Here is a 17,517-nt window from a genome sequence, read left to right as displayed (position 1 = left end):
CTGCTGCGTTTGGCGTTTTTGTCGCAGATACTTATCTTGTTTGCATAAATTACGCTAGAGCTAAGGCGTGCTCAACAGGGCTGCCGTTTTCTCGTTCACCGGGCTACCTTAAAGGAAGTGTGAGAACTCCTTGAAGGACGCTGTATTATCGGTGGCTTAGTCGAGGGCACTGCTAGCATGGCCAAGTGCAATTGCCTCCCGAGGGAGATATAAACCCGCCGTGTTCTAGGGCATGCTGGCCTCAATACATAGAACTGATCTGCTGTAACCCTATTCTCGTCAATTAAAGGACTTAATTTCTATGAAAGCCATGATTCTGGCTGCCGGCAAAGGCACCCGTGTTCGGCCTATTACCTACACCATCCCCAAGCCGATGATTCCGATCATGCAGAAGCCGGTGATGGAATTTTTGCTTGAACTGCTTCGCCAACACGGCTTTGACCAGATTATGGTGAATGTCAGCCACTTAGCCAACGAAATCGAGGGCTACTTTCGCGATGGGCAGCGCTTTGGGGTAGAGCTGGCTTACTCCTTTGAGGGCCGCATCGAAGAAAATGGTGAACTGGTGGGCGACGCCATTGGCTCCGCTGGCGGCATGCGCAAAATTCAAGACTTTTCGCCCTTCTTTGACGACACCTTTGTGGTGCTCTGCGGCGACGCCCTCATCGATCTCGACCTTACGGAGGCCGTGCGTCGTCACCGCGAGAAAGGATCCATTGCCACCATCATCACCAAAACGGTGCCCCTCAAGCAGGTGCCCAGCTACGGGGTGGTAGTCACCGACTCCGAGGGTAAAGTCAAATCTTTCCAAGAAAAGCCTTCGGTGGAAGAGGCCCTCAGCACCGAGATCAACACCGGTATCTATATCTTCGAGCCCGAGGTGTTTAACTACATTCCTTCAGGGGTTTCCTTCGACATTGGGGGCGATCTGTTGCCCAAGCTAGTGGCCGATGGCGCACCCTTCTATGGCATTCCCATGGAGTTTGAATGGGTCGACATTGGTAAAGTGCCCGACTACTGGCGCGCCATTCAAGACGTGCTCACGGGCGTTGTCAACCTGGTCGATATCCCCGGCCAAGAGATTCGCCCGGGCGTCTATGCGGGCCTGAATGTGAAGGCCAACTGGGATAACATCAACATCGAAGGGCCAGTGTATATCGGCGGCATGACCCACATCGAAGACGGAGCCACCATCATTGGCCCCAGCGCCATCGGCAACAACTGCTCGATCTGCAGCGGGGCAATCGTCGATAAGAGCGTGATCTTTGAATATTCGCGCATTGGCCCCGGCGTGCGCCTGGTGGACAAACTGGTGTTTGGTCGCTACTGCGTCGACAAAACTGGTGCTTCCATTGATATGAAAGCCGCCGCTCTCGACTGGCTAATCACCGATACCCGGCAGGAGTTTCCGATTATGCCGCCCGTGGAACACCGTGCGATCGCCGAATTGCTAGAGCAGCACATCTAATACCAAATCCGAATTGCACAACCCCGATTCCCAAAAGGCCAAACCGTAGGAGCGCATAGCATGCGTCCGGCTGAACCGGGGGCAACCAAACAGGATTCAGTATAGGGCTCGGTTGCGCTACCCTGTCGCCCACCGCAAAGTCCCCTGGAGTTGTATAACTCCAGGGGACTTTGGCAATCTCTACCCTAAGAGAGTAGCGGCCAACTCTACAAAACCGTTTTTTCTGATACAACTACTTCGAGAGCTTTTACCAATTCTTAGGGAATAGTGTAAAAGCTAAGCACAGCCGTAGGCGCATCCGAGTTGACCCGAGGAATAATGCGGTCCGTTACCTAGGACTGTGGTGATGCTGCTGAGGTCTTGTGCTATCAACGTATCAGAGAGCAATAACCATAATGAGCGATCGCAACCGTTCGTTTCGCCTATCGCGGCGACAGATGATGCGGGGGCTGCTGGCCTCCTCGGCCTTTGGGCTAACGGCCAAATTGAGTACTGGTTGCGCCCAGTCGCCTGGCCCTAGCGGCACGGCTGCCGATGGGTCTACCACCGAAGAGCTTGTTGTCGGGTTTATCTACGTCGGCCCCAAAGATGACTTTGGCTATAACCAGGCCCACGCCGAAGGAGCCGCCGCCATGACGGCCAACGTGCCCGGCATTCGCCTAGTCGAAGAAGCCAGCGTGCCTGAAACCACGGCGGTGGCCGAAACCATGCGTAGCATGATCGAAATCGATGGGGCCAAGGTGATTTTTCCCACCTCCTTTGGTTACTTTGACCCCCACATTTTGGCCCTGGCCAGAGAATTTCCCGACGTCCAGTTTTTCCACGCCGGGGGCTTATACCAGGAAGGAGTACACCCCAAGAACGTCGGCAGCTACTTCGGCTACATTGACGAAGCCCAGTACGTCGCCGGGGTCGTCGCTGGCCACATGAGCCCAGCAGGTAAACTGGGCTTTGTCGCCGCCAAGCCCATCCCTCAGCTATTGCGCAACGTCAACAGCTTTACCCTGGGGGCTAGGTCAGTGAACCCAGCTGCCACCACCCAGGTGATCTTTACCGGCGACTGGTCGGTGCCGGTCAAAGAGGCCGAGGCTACTAACAGCATGGCCGACCAGGGCATTGAAGTGATTACCTGCCACGTTGATAGCCCCAAGGTAGTCATGGAAACCGCCGAGCGGCGCGGGGTGATGACCTCTGGCTACCACGCTGACCAAAGCCCCCTCGCCCCCCAGGGCTACCTCACCGGAGCCGAGTGGGATTGGTCAAGCATTTACACGGCCCTGGGCCAAGACGTGATGGCGGGCAAAACCCTGATGAATGGAGACATTCCCCATATTTTGCGGGGTGGACTGGCCGACAATTTCTGTAAGCTGTCGCCCTACGGTGCGGCGGTCAGCGATGCCGCTAAAGCCGACGCCGATGCCGCTCTAGCCGCCATTAAATCGGGAGAACTGGTCATCTACGACGGGCCATTGATGACCAACACTGGCACAGAAATTCTCCCTGCCAACGAACAGCTCAAAACTGACAACGTTGAGCTAGAAAAAATGGACTATTTTGTCGAGGGTGTGATTGGGTCGATTAGCTAGGACAGCACCATGGCATTGACAACAACCCAGCGGCGATGGGGCAATCGATCGCTGCTGCGATCGCTAGAGTCGGTGGCGTTGCCGGTGGGGGCTGTGCTGGCGGCCCTGGTCATTTTTGGCCTCTTTTGTGCCCTGGCCGGAGCCAACCCCCTGGGAGTATATAGCTCGATTTACCGAGCCGCCTTTGGCAGCTGGAGCGCCTGGCAAAATACGCTGATTCGCGCCTCGCCGCTGATGCTTACGGCCCTCTGTACAGCGCTCCCGGCCCGGCTAGGGCTGGTGATTATCGGCAATGAGGGAGCGTTGGTCATGGGTGGGCTGGCCGCTGTGCTGGCCGGGTTAGCCCTGGGGACGAGTTTGCCCGGTAGCTTGGTGCTCTTAGCGATGGCCCTGGCCAGTATTGGGGCCGGGGGGCTGTGGATTATGGCGGCAGGAGCCCTGCGCCACTACCGAGGGGTGAACGAAACCATCAGCAGCCTGCTGCTGAACTATGTAGCGATCGCCCTGATCAACCACCTGGTGCAAGGCCCCCTGCGCGACCCCGCCTTTGTCAGCAAACCCTCCAGCTTTGAAATTGCCCCTGCCGCCTGGCTGGGCACCCTGCCCGCCACCCGCATTCACTGGGGGTTAATCTATGGCCTGGTGGCTTCGGCAGTGGCCTACATTCTGATTCAGCGCACCACCTTTGGCTTTGCCGCCCGAACCGCTGGCGGCAATGTACGCGCCGCCCGCATTGCTGGTCTGCCCGTGGGTAAGCTCACCCTGGCGGTGTGCTTTTTAGCCGGTTCCTGCGCCGGGCTGGCGGGCATGGTAGAAATTGCGGCGGTGCAAAGGCGGCTGAACGAATCGATTGTGTCGAGCTACGGCTACGCAGGCATTTTGGTGGCCTTTGTCGCCCGCCACAACCCCCTGGCCACGGTATTGGTGTCAGTGCTGCTGGGCGGTATTTTGGCCAGCGGTGGCATTTTACAGCGGGCTCACAACTTGCCCGACGCCACGGTGCTTGTCTTTCAGGGCATTGTGTTTCTCTGTGTGCTCTACAGCGAATCGCTCTATGGCCGCTTCGCCATCTTCCAAGAGCGGGAGGCGCAGGCTGAGGGGGCGGTGACTTCGGTGTAGGTAAGTAGGGAGTGGATGAGTGGATGAGTCGGGGAGTTCTAGACCAATCAACTAGGGGCTTTCATGGTCTCCCCAGATTGATTCAGATCCCGTTGCAGATAGATTGAGGAGAGACAATGGCAACCGAAGCACTAGGCTGGTGGGGCGTACCCCTGGGTATTTTGGCGGGCACACTGCGGGGTAGCGTGCCGTTTTTGCTGGTCAGCCTGGGCGAGTGCCTGACCGAGAAAAGCGGCAAAATCAACCTTGGCCTAGAAGGCACCCTGCTGATGGGGGCCATGAGCGCCTACGCCGTCTCCTACATAAGTTCGGGCTTGGTAGGGCCTGTGCTGGCCCCCTGGTTGGGGGTGCTGGCGGCGGGGGTGGCAGGCATGGGCCTGGGGGCCATCCACGGCTGGCTGTCGCAGCAGCCCCGCGTCAACGATGTGGCAGTGGGCATCGCCATGATTATCTTTGGCAGTGGTCTGGCTAACTTTTTCGGCAAACCGTTTATTCAGCCCCAGGCACCGCAGTTGCCTACCCTAGCAGCAGGCGGTTGGAGCAACCTCCCCCAGGTGCAGTCGGCGCTGCAAATTAGCCCCCTGTTTTTGCTTGGAGTGGCGATCGTACCGCTGATGAGCTGGTTCTTCAAATCGACCCGTTGGGGGCTCTACGTACGGGCTGTAGGCGATAGCCCCGATGCAGCTCTGGCTATGGGAATTTCGATTTTTTGGGTGCGCATGGCCAGCATTGTAGGAGGCAGTTTTTTGGCAGGCCTTGGCGGAGCCAGCCTGTCGCTGTTTTACCCCGGTGTCTGGACCGAACGCATCTCCAGCGGCCAAGGTTTGATGGCGGTAGCCCTGGTGATTTTTGCCCGCTGGCAGCCCTGGCAGTGCCTATGGGCCTCGCTGCTGTTTGGCGGTGCTCAAGCCCTGGGGCCAGCCTTTCAGTCGGTGGGCATTGATTCGTACTACTACCTGTTTAATGCGGCTCCCTACCTTCTCACGCTGGTGATTATGATTCTGACCTGTTCGCCCAAACGCACGCTGGCAGGCGCGCCGGGATCCTTAGGCAAAGACAGTTGATCCCAAGAGCATTGTTATGCCGTTGGGGTAGCGGTTCTCCGACGGCCCCTGACGATACAGTGAGATAATTACTCAGTGCCGATTCTGGGACAATTGTCTTGAGATGCTTCGGCATGGAGCCACCTTTGACCTCAATTTGGACGAGCCCCCTATGACCATTGCTGAGCAGCTCATTCGCATGGCAGAAGACGAGCTGACGGAGTACAGTACCGATGCCCGCAAAATTGAGAAGCTGCGCCGCAAGTTTAGCTTTGCGGTGCCCTACCCCAAGCAGAAGGCGGTGAGAGAGGAAGTGGCAGCCAGTCTACCCAACAACTTTTTGGCCCAGCTGGTTGAAGAAAATCGTCAAACCGTGGCCTTGCCGTTTTGGGGCATTGGCGGGCTGGGTTTGCTGCTAGGCATTTCGGGGCGACAGCCGCTCGATCTGATCGCCACGGGCATTGGTTTTTATGTGGCCTTTCAGGTGCAGAAGTGGGGCTGGGAGCTACAGGCTAAGCGGCTGGTGCTGCAAACCTTAGATGAAATAGAGACCAGCGTACAGAATCCTGAGCCGGAAACTGCACCCTAGTCATGGCGGTAAACCTAGGGCAACCCTGACGGAAGGGTGCCAGGTGCCCGGAACAGCAGCCGTATTGGCAGCATGGGGCCAAGCAACTCGGGTACTTGCCCTCGGCGCAGATACTTTACCTAATCAATTGTCGTCAATAGCCTGCTCAAAATGTCTGTCTCGATCGCCCACCAAACCGTTCTGATCACTGGCGCTAGCAGTGGCATTGGAGCTGCCTGCGCCCGACAGTTTGCGGCGGCTGGCGCGAGGCTAATTTTAGCCGCCCGTCGCCAGGCCCCCCTACAGGCGTTGGCCGAAGATCTACAGCGACAGCACTCTACCGAGGTGTTGACGGTGGTGCTGGATGTGCGCCAGCCGGAGGCCGTGAAGGCGGCGATCGCTGGACTGCCGAAAAACTGGCAAGCGATCGACATTTTGATCAACAATGCTGGCCTGAGCCGGGGCCTCGACAAGCAGTACGAAGCTCCCCTCGACGATTGGGAGGCCATGATTGACACCAACATTAAGGGCCTGCTCTACGTGACGCGGGCGGTGGTACCGGGAATGGTGGCTCAGGGCCGGGGCCATGTAGTCAATGTGGGGTCGATCGCAGGACGGCAGACCTACCCCGGCGGCAGTGTGTACTGTGCCACCAAGGCGGCGGTCAGATCGCTTTCTGAGGGCCTCAAGCTCGATCTGCTGGGTACCCCGGTGCGCGTCACCAACATCGACCCAGGGCTAGTCGAAACTGAGTTCAGCCTGGTGCGCTTTGGCGGCGATGGCGATCGCGCTAAGGGCGTCTACCAGGGGATGACTCCCCTCACGGGCGACGACGTGGCCGATGTTATTCTGTTCGCCGTCACTCGCCCACCCCACGTCAACCTCAGCGACGTGCTGCTGCTGCCGACGGATCAATCGTCAGTGTTCCACGTTCATCGACGGCCAGAGTAAGCAGACTCAAGGCAGGCGTGAGCGGTTGGCCTCTGCACCTGCGCTATACAACCTGCGCTATACAATAGGCGATGGCCTGTAACGTTTATTCTTACGACCGACTATGCCTCTCTCCGCTGGCGACCCCGCCCCCGACTTTAATCTCCCCGATGCCACCGGCAAAACCTACAGCCTGGCCGACCTCAAGGGCCAGCGGGTAGTGCTGTACTTTTACCCCCGCGACAACACCCCCGGCTGCACCAAAGAGGCCTGTGGCTTTCGCGATCGCTACGCCGAGTACCAAGACAAAGACACTGTAGTCCTGGGAGTCAGCACCGACGACGCCAAATCTCACACCAAATTTATCGACAAGTTCAACCTGCCTTTTCCGCTGCTGGTCGATGAGGGCGGCGCAGTGGCCAGCCGCTACGGGGTTTATGGCCTGAAAAAGTTTATGGGCAAAGAATATATGGGTATTACCCGCAGCACCTTTATTATTGGCCCCGACGGCAACCTGGAGAAAGTCTACCTCAAGGTTAAAGCCGAAACCCACGCCGATACCGTGCTAGCCGATCTGGGAACCCTTTAGCCCATGGCCTACTTTACCCATGTTTTGCGCACCCTGGTGGGGCTGATTTTACGTCGCCCCATTCTGGGTACCTGCGTCATTCCGCTGATGGCTGATGACACCATTGTGCTAGTCCTGCGCCGCGACAACGGCTTATGGAGTTTGCCCGGCGGCATTGTCGACTGGGGCGAAGATGTGATGACCGCCGCCGCTCGGGAACTCAAGGAAGAAGCTGGGCTAGACACCGTCGGCTTAGACCGCCTGGTGGGGGTCTATTCACAACCGAAGCGCGACCCGAGATTTCATTCGGTGTGTGTGACGGTGGCCGTGCGGGTAACGGGGAAGCCTTACCCTGCTGACCCCCGCGAAATTTTAGAGGCGCGGTCGTTTACCCCTGACGATCTCCCTTGGGATCGGCTTTCCCACGACCATCGTCAGCACTTGCAAGATTTCTTTAGGGGAGAAACGGTTTTAGCCTAAGCTTTTGGATAAGTCTGCTAGATTCGGCCACTCGGGTATAGCCGTAGTTAGCCTGTTGAGGCAGTTCCTCAACGAACAGGCAAACGTTTGAATGGGGCTGGGCTGACTTGATGTTCTATACCAAATCCAAGTCATATAACCCCAATTCCCAACAGGCGGATTACGTAGGAGAAACGGTGTTTGCCCAACCCAACCGGGGCTAGCCAAGTCGGATTCAGGATTAGTCAAACAGTCTCACCAAAGAGACTGTGGCTAGATCACGACCCAATGCCCCAGCTGCCATCTATCTATTGCTGCTATGCCGTTACCTGCTAAAACGCCCCTACGCACTGGTCGAATGAAACTCCCTTTGGGAAGCCTGTTTTGGCACGAGGGGGGCAAGCCTAAGGCAGAAACAATAGTCTTTCTCCACGGTTCGTGGCACGACAGCACCCAGTGGTTACCACTGTTGCAGCGCCTAGGGTCCCAACACCACTGCCTGGCTCCCGACCTGCTGGGCTTTGGCGAATCTTCGGTCGCTAGCACCTACTCTGTTGCGTTGCAGGTAGAAGCCCTGCGCAGTTTACTGAGCGCTTTACGCATCAGCCACTGTCGGCTGGTGGGCCATTCGCTTGGGGCTTGGGTGGCGGGCCAGTATGCCCTCACCTACCCCGAGCAGGTGCAGGGCTTGGCCGTCATGGCCCCCGAGGGCGTGACCGAGGCTGGGCTGGGGGGGCGGTGGCGACGCGATCGCTGGTTGGCGGCTCCCTGGTCGCCCCTGCCCTGGGTACTGCCCTGGCTGGGTAAAAGCGCTTGGGCCAAAGAACTGCGCGATCGCCGTCAATGCCTGCACCAGCACCCGGCAGCCTGTAGAACCCTTTTTCAACGGCGGAGTGCGGCCATTGAGGGTGAGTTGCTTCAGCAGCGGCTGGGGCAGCTCGCAGTACCAACCCTGATCATCGACCCGACCCCCGCCGACTCCACGACCCAGCGCCTAGCTCAAATCTGGCGGCAACAGCTCAGCAATCCCTACGCTGTGCCGATTGCCGCCGCCAACACCCCCCTCGGAGTAGAAGCCGCCGATCTGGCCACCGCCCTGGGCCAGTGGATAATTCCTCAAGCCCCTCAAACGACTGACCACCCTGGGCCGTCAAACCAGACTAGCCCTCCCCTGGGCCAGCTTATTTAAGCCGTTGCGGGGGTAGTCTCTAGCACAGCCATCAGCAGCTCAGACAGTTCTTCAGCTCGGGTGAGCACCATCAGGTGACCGCCCTCGGGCACGACGACATCGGCGCTGCGGTGGCCAGATGGAAACACGCGATCGCGCTCCCCATGAATTTGCACCAGATTTTTAGGTACTACCTGGTTGCGCCAGCCAACGACTCGGTTAATGGCCCACTTGAGAAAGCCAGGGTCGGTATCCATCAAGATCTGTTTGAATAGCGAACGATCGTCGGGATCTTTTAGCCCAAACAGCCAGGCTAACACCCCATAGACCGCCCACAGCAGTTGTTTTAAAGGCAAAACACATTGCAGAGGCAGCCAGCGCAACAGTTTAAAGTAAGCCGGAATTTGCTCGCCAGTCGTCGCGCCAGAAATAACAATGACCTGAGCTGGGTTAGACAGCTTAGCCATCTCGACCGCCATCAGCCCGCCAAAGGAAAGCCCCACAAAAATCGGCGACTCTCCCGTGACTTGCTCCAATAGCTGCTGGGCATATTGCTCGATAGATTCGCCCCGCTGAGGATGCTCCCAGCGAATGTGCACAGGCCGATACCCCTCTAGCCGCAGGCGCTGAAAGACTCGCCAGTCGGCCCCTAAGCCGCTGATAAAATAAATTTCGCGATCGGAAGGAATGTCATCGGTGGCCTTGGCAATAAGGTCTACCTGGCTTTTGGCTATTGCTCCATCTGCTAGGGGCAATTCTGTCCCATCTGCCATAGTGACTCCTGCGGTGTTAGCGGCTCTCCTTACTTTAATTATGAAGAAGTTTTAAGTTAATGCAAATTGGAGGCAGTCTAGTCGCGCATGCCCTGCAAAAAAACATTGGGTTAATGGGGCCAAGCAGAGCGATGGTGAGCCAAGCTGTCTCCAACGCTAGCTATAGTTGTGTGCCCTGCCAGTCGTTGAAACCAGCAAGGCACGGCTGTTACCTTCGTCTGTCGTCCCGTTGCCCGTTCACAGGGCCGATCATCCCTTCAAAGCCTCGATTTCGCTGCGAATGGCAGCCAGTTCTTGGGTAAGGGCTTCTAGATCATTTTGTACAGAGGTGTCGACTACAGGGCTGGCGACGGTAATAATCGTCGGTCCGTCAGTCTCAGAAGGAGCGCTGGTGAAGGGGTTGGGCACCTGGCTGAGCAGCGCATCGACAAACTGTCGCGCCTCGCGCTCGGTGAGTTCGCCTTTGACTTCAAGCTCTTCGGTCAGGCGGTTGACATCGCCCCCCAACGCAGAAAACTTTTGGCTAGAATTCTCAGGATCCTGTATGGCTTCAATCAGAGAAGCGGTGGCCCCGAGGGTAACGCGGATCCCTTTTTGCAAGGTCTGGGAGAGGTCATCAGGGTGCATAGCTTTACTGCCTTAGAAACTCCAAACGCTAGGCGGTGGGCCAAGACTAACCAAGGGCTCGTCGATCTAGTCAGATCGGCCCGATTAGATCGGCCAGACAAGTCCAATTCACCGCCCCAGCAGCATTTTGCGCTCACATTCTAGCCTGTTCACCCTCGGCAATGGAGCATCTCAGGCTACTATCCGCCTTGGGATAGAGAAAAGGCTGAGGCGAGATCAGGGTTGTGGAGTAGTCGCCGCTAGGCCAAATAAGTGTTGACGTCTTCAAAGATCTGCGACAGCTCAGCCTCGGTGGTAACGCGAATGCGATCGTCTCGTAGGGTCACTAGAGCCTTGGCCGCAAAGGGGCTAGGCCAGATATTGGGATTGCAAAAGACTTCCAAAAAAACCTCCCCGGTGTGGCGATATTCCATTGAGGGTTGGGGGGGGCGACGGGCCGGGTCGCCCGCTTGGGCTGCGGTCGCCTTGAGCGCGGTCATGAGATCGCCGAGGGCGGCCTTGAGTCCCTGGGCTGCCTCAGGGGAAAAGGTAAATTGCAGCGATCCTTGGGGCAGGTTGAGGGTAAGGGGGGCGCTCATAGTAGACGTGCTCTTCGCGATCGGTGGACGGGGGCAATGGGGTGATGAACCTAGGGGCAAAACCCAGACAGCAACCCTAAGCTTGCCGCTTCATGGGGTATCTGGTAGCCAGCGTACGGCATTGGGGGGCGCTGCGGGTAGCAGAGCGGCGATCGCCTCAATCTTGCCCTGACGTATGCCACCAACCATCGCCAAAAGTAACAATAGGTTACGTTGTGTGTCTCGCTACGGCACAACTTTAGGTTTTATATAGCTCGAATCATCTAGCTCAAATCCCAAAGAAAACCCTAAAGCTTTGGCAGTTCAAGGGTTGCACTCCCTAAAGTAGTACCTAGTACCCAGGATTGTCGGCACTGATATTCCTTAGTAGCTTGTAATCAAACGGTAGAGCATGCACTCTCATCCCCTTCCCCAGTCGTAATCCTTTCAAGGCTGCTTCCCTGACAAGGTTTTGAACAGATCTCTACTCGGATGATCTGTTACGCCTGTCAAAGCACGCATGTTCTCATTCCAAAGCCCCAACCGCACCGCTGGAGATGGCATGGCCGCAAATTTCCCTTCCTTTTTGTCCCAGGCAACGGTTCGTGAGGTGCTGTGGCCGTCCGCAGCCGCTGCCTCCACCCCCGTCGATCGCATTCGCCGTTTAGTCTGGAAAATCGCGTTTGCGACGCTGGCGCTCATGGCCGTGGGCAGCGCCACCCGCGTGATGAATGCGGGGTTGGCTTGCCCCGACTGGCCCCTGTGCTACGGCCAACTGGTACCCCAGCAGCAGATGAACCTTCAGGTGTTTCTCGAATGGTTTCACCGGCTCGATGCCGCACTGATTGGCCTTAGCACCCTATGGCTGGTGGCCCTATGTACCTGGTATCGGCGGCAGGTGCCGGGCTGGCTGCCCTGGGCAGCGGTGGGTGCCCTGGCCCTCATTGGCGTGCAGGGGGCGCTCGGCGGGCTCACGGTAACTCAGCTGCTGCGGTTCGACATTGTGACCGCCCACCTGGGCACGGCGCTGCTGTTCTTTAGCACCATGCTGATCATCGCTAGCTGTCTGCTGCCCTACCGCAGCACCGGCACTGTCGGTCGCCTGCCCTGGCTGGGGCTGGGAGGCACCCTGATTGTCTATACCCAGTGCCTGCTGGGAGGGTTAGTGGGGTCGCGCTGGGCCGCTCACCAGTGCTTGGGGCTCAAGGAACTCTGTCAGGTGATGAACAGCCACCTGTTGGGCATTTTGCCAGCCACAGTGGCGGTGCTGGCGGTGACTTGGACGGTATGGCGCACCCCGGCGCTCACCTATCCGCTCCGCCGGTTGGGCAGTTTGGCCAGCGTATTACTGGTGTTTCAGCTGGTGATGGGCATTGCGACGTTTCGGCTGCGGCTTCAGGTCGAACCTCTGACGGTGGCTCACCACACTCTGGGGGCCGCGCTGGTGGGTACCCTGGTGTGCTTTACGGTGCTGGCCTGGCGCGATCGCCTCAGCCCTGCCCTTGACGACCACCGCCTCAGCATCCCCGATGGGCTGGGGGAAACGATCGGCGCACCCTCTACCCCTGCCGAAGCCTAGATCTGTGGCCTAGGGGTGAATGCGTTGTTTGTCGCCGACTGGGTTGGCCATGGCAAACCGTTTTTAACCCGGTTTATCTGAAACAAGCTGCGGTCAACGGTCATATTTGGGGCCAGCTCAAGCACTGTAGGGTTTCTTGCCGGCAAACCGCTACCTCTGACCTTGAAGTTGGGTTATTTACAGGTTTTTAGAACCATTTAGGATTTTTTGCATGAATCAGACCACCACATGGAATGCCCCTACCCGCCACCACGAGTCGTTTAAGGCCGTTGTGCAGAGCTATGTGCAGCTAACTAAGCCTCGCATTATTCCGCTGCTCTTGATTGAAACGGCGGCGGCCATGTGGGTAGCGAGCCAGGGCGAGGTAGACCCGGTGCTGCTGATGGTGACGCTGCTCACGGGCACCCTGGCTGCCGCCTCGGCCCAAACCATTAACTGCGTTTACGATCGCGACATTGACTACGACATGGAGCGCACCCGTCACCGTCCGATTCCTTCGGGGCGCATTCAGGTGCGCGACGCCCTGGTCTTTGCCGGAGTGTTGGCGGTGCTCTCGTTTAGCCTGCAAGTGCTGGTGGCAAATTTGCTCAGCGCTGTGCTGTCGATGGTGGGCATTGCAATCTACGTCGGGGTCTATACCCACTGGCTAAAGCGGTCATCGCCACAGAATATTGTCATCGGCGGCGCAGCCGGAGCCATTCCGCCCCTGGTGGGCTGGGCGGCGGTGACGGGCGATCTACCCCTGGCAGCGTGGCTGTTCTTTGCGATCGTGTTCATCTGGACGCCGCCTCACTTTTGGGGTCTGGCCATGCTGATTCAAGATGACTACGCCAAGGTAAATGTGCCGATGATGCCCGTGGTTGTGGGTGACCAGGCCACCGCTCGGCAGATCTGGTACTACACGCTGGTGCTGGTGCCCCTGACGCTGATGATGACCTACCCGCTTAAGGCGACGGGTGTGGTCTATGCCGCGATCGCCCTGGGGTTGGGGATCATGTTTATGCAGCGAGCTTGGGCGCTACTCAAAACACCGGGCGATCGCGACCTGGCTAAGGGTCTGTTCAAGTTTTCGATTCTCTACATGATGTTGCTATCGGCAGGCATGGTGGTCGATAGCTGGCCGGTGACGCGATCGGCGGTGGCGGCTGTCTCTGGGCAACTAGAGCCGCTGGTGAGCCTGCTGCCCTTTTAGGCGCTAACGGTGGGCAGCAGAAAGGCCGAGCTATGGCTGATTTGATGATGACGGCAGCTGAATCTCAATACCGATTTTGCTGCCTAGCTCAATGACACCATCAGCCAATTCATTTGCTGCCGATACCCCGCCAGTCAGCATGGTGGCTGCGGTTGCTAGGGCGGCGAGACGTTTTCGCAACTTCGGCATGCTGCGCTGGTCGTCGGGCTTTTGAATTTCGGCCTCAACGTCGTCGATGTCGATAATCAGGTCGTCGCGCACTTTGGGAGGCAGTTGGGCGGCGGTCTGGCGCAGGCGATCGACAATCTGGAGCAGTTCGGCAGTGGTGGTGCCGCTGGTTTGGCTAAAGCTGGTGGCGGTTACCTGGGCATTGCCGCTGGCTTCGTTGACTAGGTTGCCAATGTTGCCGCCGTTGACCTGGGTGCCGATTTTTTGCCCCATCACTTTGTCGCCTGCAACGTTGTCGCCGCTGCCGTGCTGGTGAATGGTGTTTGCCATGGTTGAAACCTATTTAACTAAGTACTTGAAGCACGGTCTCACTGGGGTTGAAGAGTTGGCGCTTTGAGGCGTTGAGAAATTCGATACTGACTGGGTCATCGTTTTCGTCATAGCTGACAATCACCCCGCCCGGTTCAGAAATAGCATTATAGGGAGGGATATCTTTCATGATGAAAATCAGCACATCGGCTTCAGCGTCATATTTGACATTCATGCTAGTTCTCCTGCCAGTAGCGGTTAACTTGATTAGTCCAGTACAGGGTGATAATGCGTCTGGTGCCAGCTACATCAGCGAAGGGAATCCGTAACAGCCCTTTACCTCGCATTGCCTGGGCGATAAAAATATCGTCTTCAATAACAATCTGTTGTGGATTTTTGACGACGGCTTCGACCTCCTCGCGAGTAATACCCAATCGCTGTTGCCATTGCTGTTGACGTTCCTCAGCGTGCTTTGTCCAGAAAATTTGCATGGGGTCTGTGGTTGAGAGTGGTGCATTGCTTCGCGAATGCACCCTACGATTGGCTGTGTTTGTCACCTTGGATGAGGTCGCCTGCTACATTATCGCCGCTGCCGTGCTGGTGGGTGGCGCGGCTACCCTGGTGAATGTTGAGATGAATATCGCCGTAGCGTTCTTCGATATCGAGGCCGCGTTCTTTGAGGTCGCGCTGGCGGCGGGCTTCTACGGGTTCGTAGCCGTCGAGGAGCTGGCGCAGGTTGAGGCGCAGGCGCAGTTTGCCGATGGGAAATTCTTGGATGCCCATGCCTTCTTGGCCCAGTAGCTCTTGGTAGTCGAGCGGGGGATGGTCGGGGTGTCCAGGGACGGGCACCCACTCGGTCACCTCCAGATCGGCAAAGCTCTTATGGATTTTGGTAAAGGTGTCGCGGATAAGAGCCAGGAAAATTCGGCGGATGGTTTCGCGCCCGCTGATGGAGATGAAAATCTTTTTATCTTCGGGGTCGGCTTTGACGCGAGCAATGTTACAGACCTCGTCGCCTTCGCAATATTCCAGCATGACGCCGCTGCGCCAGCAGGTTTGCTCGTGGATTTTTTCGTGGCTGAGGACGATGAACCGCGATAGCACGCTCTCGGGCAGAATGCGGTAGTGGTATTGAAATTCAAGAGTTTCACCCTTTAGCCTAGTGTCGTCGGGTTCGTCTTTGGGCAGCAGACCGGGGATGAGAAAGCGGGGGCAGGAGCAGTCGGGCAGCTCAAAGCAGAGCTGAAACTCTTGCATGAGTTCGGTGAGGTAGCGGTGGCGCTCGGGAGGGTAGCGGGTCGGCTCTAGCACCCGGCTCAGATCGTCGTAATCGAGAATGCCTTTGCCCTGGGTTTTGAGGGTATCGTCGCTGAGCAGGGTGTAGATGCCCTGGGTGACCCAATCGGGGTTGAGGACGTTGGTGTTTTGCAAAAAGTCGTGCTCACGAAAGTTGAGCACCAGGCCCAGATTATGGAGTAGGTCGATGAGCTGGGTTTGGTTTTGCTCTTCGGGGATTTGGTTTTGGTGGCAGATGCCGATGTATTCGCCGTAGCTGATGAAGTCTTTGTCGAGGGCTTCGAGCTGTTCTTTGACCTTGAACCAGGAGAGAGGCAGCAAATTGTAGACATCGCGCAGTTTGCCCACTTCTGAGGTGATTGTGGCCCGCAGGTCTTCGATGCCATTGCCACTTTGGCAAGAGGTTTCGAGAATGGCGCAGATATTGGGGTATTTTTGCCGCAGGGCTTTGCGGTTGATATCAAGGGGTTGCTCGTCGCTTTTATTGCCGACGATGATGACAGGCGACTCGCTGCCAAAGCTTTGGATCAGCTTCAGCCAGTATTCGATGCGGTTTTCGTCTTCGCTGGTGCGGCAGTTGCAGACGAGCAGGTAGAGGCTGCGCTTGGTGAGAAAGAACTGGTGGGTGGCGTGGTAGATTTCTTGGCCACCAAAGTCCCACACGTTGAGGCGCACGTCTTTGCTATTGATGTGGACACCCCAAGAGCGAACCTTAAGGCCGTCAGTTTGTGATTCATCACTATTGTAATGATTATCGACAAGTCGGTTTATTAAAGAAGTCTTACCAACAAGGGGTTGTCCCACCAAAAGCATCTTAGCCTCATTTAGGGGTTTTACCTTGCCACCATATAGTTCTTTTAGATAGTTGAAAATACCTTCTACAGAGCCTGGTGAATCATCGAGGTCAGGAGAGCCAAGTATCTCTGGGGATATAGGAAGAGGATTGCTTCGTAAATCCAAGTAATTTAAATTGGTTAACAATTCGATCTCTCTGGGAATAGAAAGTATTGAATTGCTTTGAAGATCAAGAAATTCAAGCTCTTTCAATGCTGTCAGTTCGACAGGAAATGCCTCAATTTCGTTGCATGCAAGCTCAAGATGTTTTAGCTTCTTCAGTTGATTTATATTTCTGGGTATCGCATTGATTTTATTGTGTGAACAATCGATTCTTTGAAGCTCTTTTAAGCAAGTTAGCTCATCAGGAATAGATTTGATCTGGTTCCATCTGAAAATGACATTTTCAAGCTCTTTTAGTTCGCAAATGAAGGCTGGAATGGTTCTAATTTTATTGCTATGTAAAACGAGAGATTGCAGATTTCTGAGTCGATTAATAGAAGCTGGTATTAATTCAAGTTCATTAAAGGACAAGTCTAGGTATAAGAGGCTGTGAATATTGCCTATGGCTTCAGAAGCATGGGAAATTCTATTCCCACTCAAATTTAGACTTCTTAAGCTCTGAAGCTTGTCTACACAATCTGGAATTCCTTCAAGTTTATTATAGTCTAGTGCAAGATTTACGAGGGCTTTATTTTGCTGAATATCCTCTGGCAAGCTTGTTATTTGATTGGCGCTCAGGGTTAAAGTTCTAAGTGAGTCAAGAGAGAATGCGAAGCTCGGAACTGTGGCTAAATAATTGCCACAGAGATCAAGTTCTTTTAATTTTCTAAGTTGTTCGATCTCTTTTGGCAAACATTCTATTTGGTTGCCTCTTAAATCAATTTTATTTAGAATTTCAAGCTTGGATATTCTCGGATTGATTCTTTTTAATCCAATTTCGATTGCTGAAATCTTTTCCAAGGAGGCAATTTTGGTCACGCTTTCCGGGATCTCTTCTAAAGGATTCCCGTCAAGGATCAATGTCCGAAGTCTGCTTAGTAAGGCTAATTCTCTTGGTAGGTGCGATATGGAATTTTTGTTTGGAGAATCATTGCTTGATAGTGAGGTGTATCCTGCTTGAAATCCGTCATCTCCATAGGCGCACCAAGTCATCTTTCCCAAAGTTAGGGTTTCTAGCTGGGTAAGTTTGCCAATTTCGGGGGGCAGCTCCGTTAACCCCTGGCCCGAGAGGTCTAGTTCTGTCCACCCCTCAGCGGCGGCCTGGTCGATC

At 55.9% G+C, this 17,517-nt stretch carries 18 protein-coding genes; 11 read left to right on the top strand and 7 right to left on the bottom strand.

The genetic code is table 11. From position 1 onward, the window contains the following. Positions 1-301 precede the first annotated feature (301 nt). From RRF56_RS17725 to RRF56_RS17685, 9 genes are all read left to right on the top strand, one after another. Positions 302-1,468: an NDP-sugar synthase gene (locus tag RRF56_RS17725; RefSeq protein WP_317034487.1), complete on the top strand. Its 1,167-nt coding sequence runs from the start codon at positions 302-304 to the stop codon at positions 1,466-1,468. Between the two features lie 395 nt (positions 1,469-1,863). Next, positions 1,864-3,054: a BMP family ABC transporter substrate-binding protein gene (locus RRF56_RS17720; RefSeq protein ID WP_317034486.1), complete on the top strand. Its 1,191-nt coding sequence runs from the start codon at positions 1,864-1,866 to the stop codon at positions 3,052-3,054. 9 nt (positions 3,055-3,063) lie between these two features. Further along, a complete protein-coding gene (locus RRF56_RS17715) occupies positions 3,064-4,173 on the top strand; it encodes an ABC transporter permease (RefSeq protein ID WP_317034485.1) in 1,110 nt (369 codons plus the stop codon). 116 nt (positions 4,174-4,289) lie between these two features. Then, the gene (locus RRF56_RS17710; protein WP_317034484.1) at positions 4,290-5,237 is read left to right on the top strand and encodes an ABC transporter permease; all 948 of its coding nucleotides are present in this window, start codon (positions 4,290-4,292) and stop codon (positions 5,235-5,237) included. 151 nt (positions 5,238-5,388) lie between these two features. Continuing rightward, positions 5,389-5,805, top strand: coding sequence for a hypothetical protein (locus tag RRF56_RS17705; RefSeq protein ID WP_317034483.1), 417 nt, complete (start codon positions 5,389-5,391; stop codon positions 5,803-5,805). A 150-nt stretch (positions 5,806-5,955) separates the two neighbouring features. Further along, a complete protein-coding gene (locus RRF56_RS17700; RefSeq protein ID WP_317034482.1) occupies positions 5,956-6,735 on the top strand; it encodes an SDR family oxidoreductase in 780 nt (259 codons plus the stop codon). 103 nt (positions 6,736-6,838) lie between these two features. Further along, positions 6,839-7,303, top strand: coding sequence for a thioredoxin-dependent thiol peroxidase (bcp, locus tag RRF56_RS17695; RefSeq protein WP_317034481.1), 465 nt, complete (start codon positions 6,839-6,841; stop codon positions 7,301-7,303). A 3-nt stretch (positions 7,304-7,306) separates the two neighbouring features. Continuing rightward, a complete protein-coding gene (locus RRF56_RS17690; RefSeq protein ID WP_317034480.1) occupies positions 7,307-7,762 on the top strand; it encodes an NUDIX hydrolase in 456 nt (151 codons plus the stop codon). 337 nt (positions 7,763-8,099) lie between these two features. After that, a complete protein-coding gene (locus tag RRF56_RS17685) occupies positions 8,100-8,930 on the top strand; it encodes an alpha/beta hydrolase (RefSeq protein ID WP_317034479.1) in 831 nt (276 codons plus the stop codon). On the opposite strand, the gene RRF56_RS17680 is transcribed toward RRF56_RS17685, so the two are convergent. The 3 genes from RRF56_RS17680 to RRF56_RS17670 form a co-directional block, all read right to left on the bottom strand. Continuing rightward, positions 8,927-9,682, bottom strand: coding sequence for an alpha/beta hydrolase (locus RRF56_RS17680; protein ID WP_317034478.1), 756 nt, complete (start codon positions 9,680-9,682; stop codon positions 8,927-8,929). The genes RRF56_RS17685 and RRF56_RS17680 overlap by 4 nt on opposite strands. 249 nt (positions 9,683-9,931) lie before the next feature. Next, positions 9,932-10,309, bottom strand: a complete 378-nt coding sequence (locus RRF56_RS17675; protein ID WP_317034477.1) for a hypothetical protein — start codon at positions 10,307-10,309, stop codon at positions 9,932-9,934. A 239-nt stretch (positions 10,310-10,548) separates the two neighbouring features. Beyond that, positions 10,549-10,887, bottom strand: a complete 339-nt coding sequence (locus RRF56_RS17670; protein ID WP_317034476.1) for a hypothetical protein — start codon at positions 10,885-10,887, stop codon at positions 10,549-10,551. Positions 10,888-11,428: 541 nt separating this feature from the next. On the opposite strand from RRF56_RS17670, the gene RRF56_RS17665 reads away from it, so the two are divergent. Then, complete coding sequence (locus RRF56_RS17665; protein ID WP_317034475.1) at positions 11,429-12,445, top strand: heme A synthase; 1,017 nt, start codon at positions 11,429-11,431, stop codon at positions 12,443-12,445. 211 nt (positions 12,446-12,656) lie between these two features. After that, positions 12,657-13,637, top strand: coding sequence for a heme o synthase (locus tag RRF56_RS17660; RefSeq protein ID WP_317034474.1), 981 nt, complete (start codon positions 12,657-12,659; stop codon positions 13,635-13,637). Positions 13,638-13,667: 30 nt separating this feature from the next. Here the strand turns inward: RRF56_RS17660 and RRF56_RS17655 are convergent, their stop codons facing one another. Genes RRF56_RS17655 through RRF56_RS26455 form a run of 4 tightly spaced genes read right to left on the bottom strand, consistent with a single transcriptional unit; the run spans position 13,668 to position 17,399 of the window. After that, positions 13,668-14,135, bottom strand: a complete 468-nt coding sequence (locus RRF56_RS17655) for a hypothetical protein (protein ID WP_317034473.1) — start codon at positions 14,133-14,135, stop codon at positions 13,668-13,670. A 13-nt stretch (positions 14,136-14,148) separates the two neighbouring features. Next, complete coding sequence (locus RRF56_RS17650; protein ID WP_317034472.1) at positions 14,149-14,349, bottom strand: DUF2283 domain-containing protein; 201 nt, start codon at positions 14,347-14,349, stop codon at positions 14,149-14,151. A 1-nt stretch (position 14,350) separates the two neighbouring features. Beyond that, positions 14,351-14,605: a DUF4258 domain-containing protein gene (locus RRF56_RS17645; RefSeq protein ID WP_317034471.1), complete on the bottom strand. Its 255-nt coding sequence runs from the start codon at positions 14,603-14,605 to the stop codon at positions 14,351-14,353. A gap of 43 nt (positions 14,606-14,648) precedes the next feature. Next, entirely contained in the window at positions 14,649-17,399 is a 2,751-nt protein-coding gene (locus RRF56_RS26455) for a COR domain-containing protein (RefSeq protein WP_410510634.1), read from the bottom strand. Positions 17,400-17,517 lie beyond the last annotated feature (118 nt).

This window comes from Nodosilinea sp. E11, assembly GCF_032813545.1.
Taxonomy (GTDB): domain Bacteria; phylum Cyanobacteriota; class Cyanobacteriia; order Phormidesmidales; family Phormidesmidaceae; genus Nodosilinea.
Note: the sequence above shows the minus strand (reverse complement) of the source record. Positions and strands in the feature narration are given on the sequence as shown.